Source organism: Enterobacter sp. 200527-13 (genome assembly GCF_027924865.1).
GTDB classification, from domain to species: Bacteria; Pseudomonadota; Gammaproteobacteria; order Enterobacterales; family Enterobacteriaceae; genus Enterobacter; species Enterobacter ludwigii.
Genome location: NZ_BSCM01000005.1, coordinates 85,066 through 97,840 on the forward strand (window position 1 = coordinate 85,066; position 12,775 = coordinate 97,840).

The window sequence follows — 12,775 nt, forward strand, 5'->3', positions numbered from 1 at the left end:
TTGCTTCAATTTCGTCGAATTGTTCTCTCCTTCGCCAGTGCACTGGCGCTGGCAGCACCGGTCTACGCTGGCAAACTCGCGATAGTGATTGATGACTTCGGTTATCGTCCGCACACCGAGAATCAGGTGCTGGCGATGCCGGCCGCCATCTCTGTTGCCGTCCTCCCGAATGCGCCGCACGCGCGTGAAATGGCGATCAAAGCGCATAACAGCGGCCATCAGGTTCTCATCCATCTGCCGATGGCACCGCTCAGCAAGCAGCCGCTGGAAAAAGATACTTTGCGCCCTGATATGAGCAGCGATGAGATCGATCGCATCATTCGCGATGCTTACAATAAAGTGCCGTACGCCGTCGGGCTGAACAACCACATGGGCAGCGCGATGACCTCCAGCCTGTACGGGATGCTCAAAGTGATGCAGTCGCTGGAGCGCTATAACCTCTATTTCCTCGACAGCATGACCATCGGCAACAGCCAGGCGATGCGTGCCGCGCAGGGTACAGGCGTGAAGGTAATAAAGCGCAAGGTGTTCCTCGATGACACCCAGAACGACGCGGATATCCGCGGACAGTTCAATCGCGCCGTACAGCTAGCCCGACGCAATGGCTCGGCTATTGCTATCGGCCACCCACACCCGTCTACCGTTCGCGTTCTGCAGCAGATGCTGCCGACATTGCCCTCTGATATTACGCTGGTTCGTCCTGGCGATCTGCTGAATGAGCCACAGGTTGATACGTCGCGTCCTGGCAATGCACAGCCACCGGTAACGCAGCCGCGCAATCCATTCAGGGGTGTGACGCTGTGTAAAACGAAACGCCCGCCGGAACCCGTCTACGCGACGCGGTTCTTTGCCGTGCTTAGTGAGAGCGTGAGCCAGAGTACACTGGTGCAATATTTCCAGCACCAGTGGCAGGGCTGGAATATTACCCGGCAACAGACTGTGAGAGGCGATTAAGGTAGAACGATGCTGCAACGACACAAAATACTGCTCCTCGATACCGGCAAAGAGTGGGGCGGTGGCACCAACAGCATGCTCGAACTTCTGAAGCGGATTGACCGCGAGAAGTTTGATATCACCTGCTGTTTTTACAGTGATTACAGCCGTGCCGAAGGGCAAACGATCGGCCAGGTGCTGGACAGTATCGGCATTCCCTTAATTGTGATCCCTCAGCCACGGCAGCCCGTATGGGCGAAACTTGCGAAAGAGCTGGGCCGCAGTCTCCTTTTCTTCTCGCGCAGGGGGCGTAAGGCCTTTACGCGCCATATCGATACGCTCTGGCGTATTCGGCCCAATGTTCGCAGAATTGCAACGCTGCTCAGTGAAGGCGGATTCGATACGCTGTATATGAACAATCAGCCTGCCTCAAATGAAGAAGGGTATTTAGCCGGTGCAAAACAGCATGTGCGGTTAATTCAGCACTGCCGCATCGAACCTGTCATGACACCGCCGCTGGTCAGGCTGGTTAATGACCATGCCACAAAAATCATCGCGGTCTCCCACGGCGTTGAGCGTGTTTTACTTCAGAATGGGGTTCGCCCTGAGCTCTGCACAACCGTAAACAATGCAATCGACATCCACCAGCCCCTGCCGGACCGAAGTGCAATGCGCCAGCGGCTGAACATTGATGACGATACTTTCGTTTTCGGTAGCGTGGGGTCACTGATCCCCCGCAAAGCAAACCATCATACTCTGGAGGCGCTGGCGCAGTTCAGTCAGAAGAACCCTGACGCAAAATGGAAGATGGTGTTAGTCGGTGAAGGTGGCGAACGCGACGCATTAATTGCCCAGGCCACCGCATTGGGTATTGAGAAGCAGGTCGTCTTCACGGGGTTCCAGAATACCCCCTTTGATTACCTTGCGACATTTGACGCTTTTATTTTAGCCTCACAGAGCGAAGGATTACCTCGCGTCGTGCTGGAAGCCATGTTGCTTAATATCCCTGTCATTGGCTCGCAGGTGACCGGGACAGCGGAATTAATTGACCCAGGGTCGACGGGACTCTTGTTCCCCTGGGGCGACGTTTCACAGCTTGCCGCGCATCTTGAGAGCATCTGGAAAGATGCCGATCTGCGCGCACGCCTGGCTTTGGCTGCCCGTCAGAATGTCTGTGGAACCTATGCCATTGAACAGTATGTTAGCGGCGTCGAAGCGGTACTTGGCGCAAAATAATCACACGAGATGAACATGTTTAAATTCCTTAACGCTCGCTATCGTCATATTACCGGACGACACAACATTCCGTACCGTTCCCTACTGGTAACGGGCAATCTTGTTGCCGTTGACTCCATCGTCATTCCTTGCACCGGCGCTGATTTTGTTGAAGAGGCGTTACTGTCGGCAACTTTTGCTGAGCGTTATGCCACCGGCGTCAGCGAGATCGTGATTGTCAGCGATCAGCCAGAATCTGCTTTCGGGGTGCTTCCCCCTAAAACTCGCGTAGTGACACTCACGCTTCCTAAACGAGAAGAGAGTTACCGCTACAAGCAGATCTATCTTAGCCGTCTGGTGAAGCTCAATGCGCCGCTACAGGCCCGGGGTGAAGGCGTTTTGATGATCGACTCCGATCTCAATCTGCTCAAAATGCCTGAGATCAACATGGCCGATATGCATATCTACTCCAGCTTCCGTCAGGGTAAGATGATCGCCAAACTCGATGGCGCTCCCGCGGAGAAAGTGCCCGCCTATTACAAAGAGACGGTGCGCCCTTATCTTGTCGATCACGTGAACGGCGCTTTCCTCGCAGCAACCCAAAAGACGTGGCGACGCATTTGCCCGCTGTGGTTGACCCTGTTCCAGGATACCTGGGAGCTAATGGAAGATAATCAGCCCCCAACCGATCAGCTTCCGCTCGCCGCACTTCTGGATATGCTGGATGTGAAAACGGTCAATCTGGGTGACTGGATGAACTGGCCGGTCTCTAAGAAAATTGGCGGACAAGAGGCTGTGGTACCGAAAGAGGTCATTGGTGCACACGGCGGTTTCCCGCTATCCGAATGGCAGAAGTATCTTGAGTCACCAGACAATAAGCTGCAGTTCAAAGGTCAGGATTACACGCGAAAGGTGCGTTACCTGACAGACGAAGAGAAGAAGAATCAGTAAAAAAAGGGGCCTGAGGCCCCTTTTTTATGACTAATCCCAGCTCAGGATAACCTTCCCGGACTGGCCAGAGCGCATCGCGTCAAAGCCTTCCTGGAACTCATCGATGGAGAAGCGATGGGTGATAATCGGAGACAGGTCCAGACCAGACTGGATCAGTGCCGCCATCTTGTACCAGGTTTCGAACATCTCGCGGCCGTAGATACCTTTGATGAACAGCCCCTTGAAGATAACTTTGTTCCAGTCGATAGACATATCAGACGGTGGAATGCCCAGCATCGCAATACGTCCGCCGTGGTTCATGGTGTCCAGCATGGTGCGAAACGCCGGTGGTGCGCCGGACATCTCAAGACCCACGTCAAAACCTTCGGTCATGCCCAGCTCTTCCATCACGTCGCTCAGGCTCTCTTTTGAGACATCCACCGCGCGGGTCACGCCCATTTTGCGCGCCAGGGACAGGCGATACTCGTTCACATCGGTAATCACCACATTGCGGGCACCAACGTGCTTCGCCACCGCAGCAGCCATAATCCCGATGGGACCCGCGCCGGAAACCAGCACATCTTCGCCGACCAGGTCGAAAGAGAGCGCGGTGTGTACCGCGTTGCCGAAGGGATCAAAGATAGAGGCCAGATCGTCAGAAATGTTGTCCGGGATTTTGAACGCGTTAAACGCCGGGATCACCAGGTATTCTGCGAAGCAGCCCGGACGGTTCACGCCCACGCCGATTGTGTTGCGGCACAGGTGCGTGCGTCCACCACGGCAGTTACGGCAGTGACCACAGGTAATATGACCTTCACCCGAAACGCGGTCGCCAATGTTGAAGCCTTTTACTTCCTGACCCATGCCCACCACTTCGCCGACATATTCGTGGCCCACGACCATCGGTACCGGAATGGTTTTCTGCGACCACTGGTCCCAGTTGTAGATATGAACGTCAGTGCCGCAAATGGCGGTTTTACGAATTTTGATCAGCAGATCGTTATGACCGACTTCCGGCTCCGGCACGTCGGTCATCCAAATCCCTTCTTCCGCTTTCAGTTTGGATAACGCTTTCATCACACGTCCTCAGGCAATTACGCCCAGCTGTTTGCCGATGCGGGTAAAGGCTTCCACCGCACGTTCAATTTGTTCAGGCGAATGCGCCGCAGACATCTGGGTGCGGATACGCGCCTGGCCTTTTGGTACCACCGGGAAGAAGAACCCGGTAACGTAAATTCCTTCTTTCTGCAGCTCGCGGGCAAAATTCTGCGCCACAACCGCATCGCCCAGCATCACCGGAATAATGGCGTGATCGGCACCGGCGAGCGTAAACCCTGCGGCACCCATTTTTTCACGGAACAGGCGGGCGTTTGACCACAGACGGTCGCGCAGCTCAGCGCCAGACTCCACCATTTCCAGGACTTTAATGGATGCGGCAACGATCGCCGGCGCCAGCGAGTTGGAGAACAGGTATGGACGGGAACGCTGGCGCAGCCACTCAACCACCTCTTTACGCGCAGCAGTATAACCCCCTGACGCGCCGCCCAGCGCTTTACCCAGCGTACCGGTGATAATGTCCACGCGGCCCATTACGTCACAGTATTCGTGAGATCCACGGCCGTTCTCACCAACAAAGCCGACGGCGTGTGAATCATCAACCATCACCAGCGCATCGTATTTGTCTGCCAGGTCGCACACGCCCTTCAGGTTGGCAATCACGCCATCCATAGAGAACACGCCGTCTGTGGCGATCAGCACATGGCGGGCACCTGCTTCACGTGCTTCTTTCAGGCGCGCTTCCAGTTCAACCATGTCGTTGTTGGCGTAGCGGAAGCGCTTCGCTTTACACAGGCGCACACCGTCAATGATAGAGGCGTGGTTCAGGGCGTCGGAGATAATGGCATCTTCTGCGCCGAGCAGCGTCTCAAACAGACCACCGTTGGCGTCGAAGCACGAGGAGTACAGGATCGCATCTTCCATCCCCAGGAAGTCCGCCAGCTTTTTCTCAAGCTGCTTATGGCTGTCCTGCGTACCGCAGATAAAGCGTACGGAGGCCATACCGAAACCGTGGGTGTCCATGCCTTGTTTTGCCGCGGCAATCAGCTCAGGGTGATTCGCAAGACCTAAGTAGTTGTTCGCACAAAAGTTGATCACATGGCTGCCATCGGCAACGGTGATGTCCGCCTGCTGAGCAGACGTGATAATACGCTCTTCTTTGAACAACCCTTCCGCACGTGCGGTGTCGAGGTCGCTGTTTAACTGTTTGTAAAAATCACCACGCATTGCAATTCTCCAGACTCGGCAAATTTTGGCACATATTACCCAACCCTGGCCGCCATGACGAGATGACACATTATCTCTTCTCGTTTTTGCAGCATAAATCACGTGTACCCTTGCGCTATGTCGGTGAATGGCTGAAGGGCAGCCATACTAATGATATGATAAGAACATTAGCGTCCGGGATTGTCCCCGGACTCCACACTTCAAAGGTTACAGTTATGATCATCGTTACCGGCGGCGCGGGCTTTATCGGCAGCAACATTGTTAAGGCCCTCAATGACAAAGGCATCACCGACATTCTGGTGGTGGACAACCTGAAAGACGGCACCAAGTTTGTAAACCTGGTGGATCTGAACATCGCTGACTATATGGATAAAGAAGACTTCCTTATCCAGATTATGGCAGGTGAAGAGTTCGGCGAGATCGAAGCCATCTTCCACGAAGGTGCATGCTCTTCCACCACCGAGTGGGATGGCAAGTATATGATGGACAATAACTATCAGTACTCCAAAGAGATCCTGCATTACTGCCTGGAGCGTGAAATTCCGTTCCTGTACGCCTCTTCTGCAGCAACCTACGGTGGCCGTACGTCAGACTTCATCGAATCCCGCGAATATGAGCAGCCGCTGAACGTCTATGGCTACTCCAAATTCCTGTTCGATGAATACGTGCGTCAGGTTCTGCCTGAAGCCAATTCCCAGATTGTGGGTTTCCGTTACTTCAACGTGTACGGACCGCGCGAAGGCCACAAAGGGAGCATGGCGAGCGTCGCGTTCCACCTGAACACGCAGCTGAACAATGGCGAAAGCCCGAAACTGTTTGAAGGCAGTGACGGCTTCAAGCGTGACTTCGTCTACGTAGGCGACGTGGCGGCAGTGAACCTGTGGTTCTGGGAAAACGGCGTCTCCGGTATCTTTAACCTGGGGACAGGCCGTGCGGAATCCTTCCAGGCCGTGGCAGACGCCACCCTGGCGTACCACAAAAAAGACAGCATTGAATACATTCCGTTCCCGGACAAACTGAAAGGTCGTTACCAGGCCTTCACGCAGGCGGATTTGACCAACCTGCGTGCGGCGGGTTACGACAAACCGTTCAAGACCGTTGCCGAAGGCGTAACGGAATATATGGCCTGGCTGAACCGCGACGCGTAAGTATGAAAATTCTGGTGATCGGCCCGTCATGGGTGGGCGACATGATGATGTCGCAAAGTCTCTATCGCACGCTCAAGGCGCGTTATCCCCAGGCGATAATTGACGTGATGGCACCTGCCTGGTGCCGTCCGTTGTTATCGCGTATGCCGGAAGTTAACGAGGCGATCCCAATGCCGCTCGGCCACGGCGCGCTGGAAATTGGTGAACGTCGCAAGCTCGGCCATAGCCTTCGCGAAAAGCGCTATGACCGCGCCTATGTCCTGCCTAACTCCTTTAAATCCGCCCTGGTACCCTTCTTTGCGGGCGTCCCCCATCGCACCGGCTGGCGTGGAGAAATGCGCTACGGTCTGCTGAACGACGCGCGCGTGCTTGATAAAGACGCCTGGCCACTTATGGTCGAGCGCTACGTCGCGCTGGCCTATGACAAAGGCGTGATGCGCAGCGCAAAAGATCTGCCGCAACCGCTGCTCTGGCCCCAGCTCCAGGTCAACGACGGTGAGAAATCCCACACCTGCAACGCGTTTGGAATTTCATCAGAACGCCCCATGATCGGTTTCTGCCCCGGAGCAGAGTTCGGCCCGGCAAAACGCTGGCCGCATTATCATTACGCTGAGCTGGCAAAACAGCTGATCGATGAAGGTAATCAGGTCGTGTTATTTGGCTCGGCGAAAGACCACGAGGCGGGTAACGAAATTCTGGCTTCGCTGAATACAGAACAGCAGGCATGGTGCCGTAATCTGGCAGGGGAAACCCAGCTGGAACAGGCGGTAGTTTTACTTGCCGCCTGTAAAGCCGTCGTCACCAACGACTCAGGCCTGATGCACGTCGCCGCTGCGCTCAACCGGCCGCTGGTTGCTCTGTATGGCCCAAGCAGCCCTGACTTTACGCCACCGCTTTCTCATAAAGCGCGCGTCATACGTCTGATCAGCGGTTATCACAAGGTGCGAAAAGGCGATGCGGCTGAAGGCTATCACCAGAGCCTGATCGACATCACGCCCGAGCGTGTCCTTGAAGAGCTCAACGAGCTGCTGTTGAGTGAAGAAGGATAACGGATGCGGGTATTGATCGTTAAAACCTCTTCCATGGGCGATGTCCTGCATACTCTGCCGTCGCTCACCGACGCCATGCAGGCCATTCCCGACATTCGTTTTGACTGGGTGGTGGAGGAGGGCTTCGCACAGATCCCCACCTGGCATGAAGCAGTAGACCGCGTGATCCCGGTTGCTATCCGCCGCTGGCGTAAAGCGTGGTTCTCGGCACCGATTAAGGCTGAACGTCAAGCCTTCCGTGATGCGGTGCAAGCGCAGCGTTACGATGCCATTATTGACGCACAGGGTCTGGTCAAAAGCGCCGCGCTGGTCACGCGTCTGGCGCACGGCGTTAAGCACGGTATGGACTGGCAAACCGCCCGCGAGCCGCTGGCGAGCCTGTTCTATAATCGCCGCCACCATATCGCGAAACAGCAGCACGCCGTGGAGCGCACCCGTGAGCTGTTTGCGAAAAGCCTCGGCTATGCAAAACCGGACACGCAGGGTGATTACGCTATTGCGCAGCATTTTTTGCGCGATGCGAAGACGCACACACCGCCCTATCTGGTCTTTCTGCATGCCACAACGCGCGATGATAAGCACTGGCCGGAATCACACTGGCGAAGACTCATTGAGCTAATGCAACCGACCGGCATCCATATTAAACTCCCGTGGGGCGCAGAACACGAAAGGCAACGCGCAGAGCGTTTGGCCGCGGGTTTTTCAAATGTGGAAGTGTTACCTAAACTCACGCTGGCTCAGGTTGCCGCGCAACTGGCAGGCGCCAGCGCCGTCGTATCCGTGGATACCGGATTAAGCCATTTAACCGCAGCGCTGGACCGCCCCAATATCACCCTTTTCGGTCCGACCGACCCGGGGCTGATCGGGGGGTACGGTAAAAACCAGCATCAAATGGTCAGTCCGACGCAGCAGATGAGAGACATTACCGCAGATGCGATTTTTTCGTTTTTACAGGGCAGCCATCGGCTTTCTAACAGGGATATTTAACCCATGAGTTATGTATTTCTGCTGATTTTACTTTTTCCGGTGAAACTCATCCGGAAGCTGTTTCGCAAAGACACGGGCAGAAACCTTGTCATTCAGACAGCCAAAATCGGTGACTTTATCAATGCAACGCCTCTACTGGCGTATCTGCAAAAAAGCGATGTGCTGATCAGCCGCAGCGTTAACGCATTGGCTCAGCATGACGACAGTATCGAAGAGATCTTTTTTGTGGAGCAGCAAAAGCGCAACCTGTGGCGTAAGCTCTGCTTCGCCTGCCGGATCATGAATCGCTACGACAATGTCTATCTGCTGCAGCCCAACAGTGTGAATCTCTTTTTCGCCTCAGCCTGTAATGCAAAAAACAAAAAATTTTTAAGCACTTATACGCGCAGGTGGTATCACGGAATTTTTTATGCCACGGCTGATGGTACCGTTGAGCATGGCAAAAAGACGCTGTCCGTCACTAACTATCTCAAGCTCGCCGATCGCGCGCTCACCTGGCAGGACGCACCCAAGCACGCCACAAAGCCCCTGTTCAAGCCTGCGGTTTACCCGCAAATTCTCGATAAACCCGGGGTTATCCGAATTGGTATCAGCATTTCTGCCGGTAACAAAGCAAAGACGGTTCCCCCGGCAATCTGGAAACGTATTGTCGATCATCTTGCCGACCTGCCCTGCGAGTTTTATGTTTTTGGCGCACCGAACGAACAGCCGTGGATGGATGACATCACCCGCACTTACGGTGAAATTCCCAATTTTATCAACCTCATTGGCAAAATATCGCTCGAAGAACTGCCGTGGGCGATATCCAAAATGGATTGTTATATTGCGTCAGATTCAGGGAATATCTACATTGCCGATGCGGTGGGCGTCCCGGTGGTGTTGCTGTTTGGCCCTTGCTGCCATTATGAACAACGTCCGCTTGGCAAAGTATTGCTGATTGGGAATGATGCGCATATTTGCTCGTATGTGTTTGAAACACGATATTATTTCTCTCAAGAGCGGGAAGAACTTTTCGCTGTGACAGACAAATCACTACGTGAGCTTAAAGATTTTATTCGCGAATTACCAAAAGCTAACACAATCACATCTCTCACTGATGCCCAGGGAAACTAATTTTTATGGCTTTTCTAAGCATCATTATTGCCGCGCATAATGCCGAAGATACCCTTCATGCCACTTTAGAAAGCCTGCAGAATGCGATTGGGAGTGCAGGCGATGCTGTTGAGATCATCATCTTTAATGACAGCTCAGATGATGGCACACAGGATATTATTGAAGCGTGGTTACCAAAATTACCTCATGCAACAACGCGATGTGTGGATTACCGTAACGTGGGTCGGGTCCGAAACAGTGCTGTTACGCTGGCATCAGGGGACTATATTACGATGCTGGACAGCGATGACCGGCTAAAACCGGGCAGCATTCAGGATGCCGTGGATTTTCTGCAAGCACAGCGTCCAGATATGCTACTGACGCGCTTACGTGAAATTCGTGATATTCAAAAGATCACCTCAACCTGGCAGGGTTTCGACCCTGTGGCAATCTCACAACAAGACGCGACCTCCCGTTTTTTGCGACATAAAGACTTTCAGGCACATCTGATCGGCCAATTTATTCACAAAGACCTATATAAAGCTAACCCTATACCTTCGATGGTCTGTTACGAAGATTTCGCTGTGTTCCCCGGAATGATTATGCAAGCGCATAAAATATTTTATCAGCGTCAGGGGCATTATTATTACATCAAACGTCATGGAAGCTTATCCAGCGAACTTGATGCCAGCAAAGTCTCTTCACTTGTTGATTGCACGCTTCGCATGGAAGAAACCTTCCCGCGCAGTTTTAAACATCTCATCAATTGTCACTGGTTTGATATATACAGTAACCATAAAAAGTATCTCTCGACGCCACACTTAAATCTGGTAAAAGATCGGGTGAGCCAGCTTTATTCGATTTCGTTCTTTATGGACACACATATTCGGTTTAGTTATAAGAAAAGGGTTATTGAGGCATTATGGAAAAAATAAAACTTCGACTTTATCAACTGACACTTTTTCTGAGCTTCATCTCTTTGATGCTTGCATTAGTCAATTCAGGGAAGCAACGTGAGTTTTTCTATATTGCAATTTATATCGCTATTCTCGGTTTAGCGTTTGAATATAAAAAAATTACGCTAAAACCATTCTCAATAGCACTACCCATACTTCTTATTGGATTACTGAATTTTGTCTGGTATATGGTCTACGAGTACCATAGCGAAGGCTTAAACATGTACAGCGATTATCTCGGTGCAAGTAAAAAATTACTTTTGGCGAGTATTCTCGTTTTCTATATTGACCGTTTTAAAGATTATATCGACAGAGAAAACTTTAAGAAATATTTTCTTTTAGCGACTGCGACAGGATTTGCTCTCGCAACCGGTTATGGATTGTGGCAGGCATCGCAAGGTATGGCTCGTGTTGAAATGGCAATCAATCGAGCCACGGTCTCTGCCTATGTTTACTCCGTGCTGTCACTTGCCTTTGTGTACAGCCTTTACCTTCAGAAAAATGTAAAGCTCTATGTTCTGGCCGGTTTTACCATTTTGGTATCGTTCTTTGTTATTCTTTTAACCGGAACGCGTGCTGCAATGGGGCTCTATTTACTTCTTGCTATCGTCATGACGCTTTATCATTTCAGAAGAATTCATCTGAAATCGACTCTGATCTTTTTATGTATTGTGGCGGGTATTGTAGTCGTAAGCTACAAGCCTCTGATTTCACCTAAGATTATGCAAACGCAAATCGAAGTCGATAAATATCAGAAAGGTTACGATCGCACTTCTCTCGGCGCACGTTTTTCCATGTGGACTATCGGTATTCAAAATGGTCTGGCGCATCCGTTAGGTCAGTCAGTCGAAGAGAGAGAAACATGGACAAAAAAATATATTCAAAATGGGCATCCGCATCTCGCAACGGCTCTCGTTTACATCAAAGTGCATCTACACAATGAATTCATTGAAAAGTATTCATTACAAGGAATACCTGGCCTGGCAATACTGCTCTTTTTCTTCGTGTCGATGATGGGCTACGCCATCAGAAACAAAAATGGTCTGCTATTGACTGCCATGCTTCTATTATTGCTCTATGGCCTGACAGACGTCATATTGTTGAGTTCAGAGGCATTGATATTCTTTATGATCCTGTTTGCTCTGAGTACACCTTTCTCTCAGACAAAACAACGATGATAAATAATGCCCGCCTGGCGGGCATTATTATTTCTGGTGTTGATAAAACTCCGCCAGCGTCATCCCCACCGTCTTGTCCGACAGCCATGTAAACAACTGTTCCAAATCCTGGTACAACCCTTCAATGGCCGCATCATCTTTGAACGTAGGACTTCCGCCGGGCATAAATTCTGAAGAATGGAGCATAAACTCCACATAATCATTGCCCTGCGACAAGCACTGTTGTGCGACCTTAATCATCTCAGACGCATTTCCACCGGACGGACGCAGCCAGTTAACTGACGGGGAACGATATTTCCCACGCAGCCGATCGTAGCCCTGTTTAACGGTGTTCAGCCAGGCCGGGTGTTTATACTGAATACTCATCGGCACTTCGAGCAGAGGGCTCTTTCCCGGGCGGGAAATATCCTCTGTATCGATAAAGTAGGCATGGTCAGGGAAATGCTGGTAATTCGTTCCTCCGTGACCCTGCGGTGCCCCTTTGGCATTTCGCCAGTTCACCCGTGGGGTGACGGAACAGTCAACCTGATAACCCAGCTCTATCAGCAAGTTTGCGTAGCGACGATCAAACGCCCAACGCCCGGCACGGTGGCTCAGCATTTTGGTCTGGAAGGTCTCTTCCAGTAAGTGCGTCATAAAAAGCACTTTCTCGCGCATAATTTCATCTGAAAACTCAATCAGATAAGGTTGCCAGCGCCAGTCATCACCGGTGAGGTCATGTTCAGGTGGGCTGTTCCACGCATGAAGATGCATGCCAACCTCGCCCTGGCCGCGGGCAATCACATCTTTTGCGAACTCAATGAAAACCGGTTCGATCGCCATCTCATAGTTGGTCAGCCAGACCGGCTTAAAACCAAAACGCTCGCATAGCGCCTGAAATCGTGCCAGGTAACGTGCGTTTTCCGTTTTGATAACACGGTGGTTTTGCCAGAGATTATCGCCTTCTGTATCAATGGTGATGATAAACGCTGGTTTTTTCATAATGAGTCCGTAAGACGTAAGAG

The 12,775-nt window shown here is 52.0% G+C and carries 12 protein-coding genes; 9 read left to right on the plus strand and 3 right to left on the minus strand.

Annotation, left to right across the window (positions count from 1 at the left end):
- From QMG44_RS16910 to QMG44_RS16920, 3 genes are read left to right on the plus strand one after another with little or no spacing between them, the layout of a single operon-like run.
- Entirely contained in the window at positions 1–954 is a 954-nt protein-coding gene (locus tag QMG44_RS16910) for a divergent polysaccharide deacetylase family protein (protein WP_014168074.1), read from the plus strand.
- A 9-nt stretch (positions 955–963) separates the two neighbouring features.
- Positions 964–2,169, plus strand: coding sequence for a glycosyltransferase (locus tag QMG44_RS16915; RefSeq protein WP_086533105.1), 1,206 nt, complete (start codon positions 964–966; stop codon positions 2,167–2,169).
- A gap of 15 nt (positions 2,170–2,184) precedes the next feature.
- Positions 2,185–3,099, plus strand: a complete 915-nt coding sequence (locus QMG44_RS16920) for a hypothetical protein (RefSeq protein ID WP_086533104.1) — start codon at positions 2,185–2,187, stop codon at positions 3,097–3,099.
- A gap of 30 nt (positions 3,100–3,129) precedes the next feature.
- Here the strand turns inward: QMG44_RS16920 and tdh are convergent, their stop codons facing one another.
- On the minus strand, positions 3,130–4,155 hold the full coding sequence (gene tdh, locus QMG44_RS16925) for an L-threonine 3-dehydrogenase (RefSeq protein ID WP_020882675.1): 1,026 nt from the start codon (positions 4,153–4,155) through the stop codon (positions 3,130–3,132).
- Positions 4,156–4,164: 9 nt separating this feature from the next.
- Positions 4,165–5,361 (minus strand): glycine C-acetyltransferase, encoded by a 1,197-nt coding sequence (gene kbl, locus QMG44_RS16930; protein ID WP_020882676.1) that lies wholly within the window; start codon positions 5,359–5,361, stop codon positions 4,165–4,167.
- 215 nt (positions 5,362–5,576) lie between these two features.
- Here kbl and rfaD point away from each other — a divergent pair, with 215 nt between their 5' ends.
- The 6 genes from rfaD to QMG44_RS16960 are packed head-to-tail and all read left to right on the plus strand — an operon-like array spanning position 5,577 to position 11,771.
- The gene (gene rfaD, locus QMG44_RS16935; protein WP_086533103.1) at positions 5,577–6,509 is read left to right on the plus strand and encodes an ADP-glyceromanno-heptose 6-epimerase; all 933 of its coding nucleotides are present in this window, start codon (positions 5,577–5,579) and stop codon (positions 6,507–6,509) included.
- A 2-nt stretch (positions 6,510–6,511) separates the two neighbouring features.
- Complete coding sequence (gene rfaF, locus QMG44_RS16940; RefSeq protein ID WP_020882677.1) at positions 6,512–7,558, plus strand: ADP-heptose--LPS heptosyltransferase RfaF; 1,047 nt, start codon at positions 6,512–6,514, stop codon at positions 7,556–7,558.
- 3 nt (positions 7,559–7,561) lie between these two features.
- Positions 7,562–8,545 carry a lipopolysaccharide heptosyltransferase RfaC gene (rfaC, locus tag QMG44_RS16945; protein WP_086533102.1) on the plus strand — a complete coding sequence of 328 codons (984 nt, stop codon included), beginning with the start codon at positions 7,562–7,564 and terminating at the stop codon, positions 8,543–8,545.
- A gap of 3 nt (positions 8,546–8,548) precedes the next feature.
- Positions 8,549–9,658 (plus strand): glycosyltransferase family 9 protein, encoded by a 1,110-nt coding sequence (locus QMG44_RS16950; RefSeq protein ID WP_086533101.1) that lies wholly within the window; start codon positions 8,549–8,551, stop codon positions 9,656–9,658.
- A 5-nt stretch (positions 9,659–9,663) separates the two neighbouring features.
- A complete protein-coding gene (locus tag QMG44_RS16955; RefSeq protein WP_086533100.1) occupies positions 9,664–10,572 on the plus strand; it encodes a glycosyltransferase family 2 protein in 909 nt (302 codons plus the stop codon).
- Positions 10,560–11,771, plus strand: coding sequence for an O-antigen ligase (locus QMG44_RS16960; protein WP_086533099.1), 1,212 nt, complete (start codon positions 10,560–10,562; stop codon positions 11,769–11,771). Before QMG44_RS16955 ends, QMG44_RS16960 begins: the two co-directional genes overlap by 13 nt.
- A 27-nt stretch (positions 11,772–11,798) precedes the next feature.
- On the opposite strand, the gene QMG44_RS16965 is transcribed toward QMG44_RS16960, so the two are convergent.
- On the minus strand, positions 11,799–12,752 hold the full coding sequence (locus QMG44_RS16965; RefSeq protein ID WP_059305848.1) for a polysaccharide deacetylase family protein: 954 nt from the start codon (positions 12,750–12,752) through the stop codon (positions 11,799–11,801).
- Between the last annotated feature and the right edge of the window lie 23 nt (positions 12,753–12,775).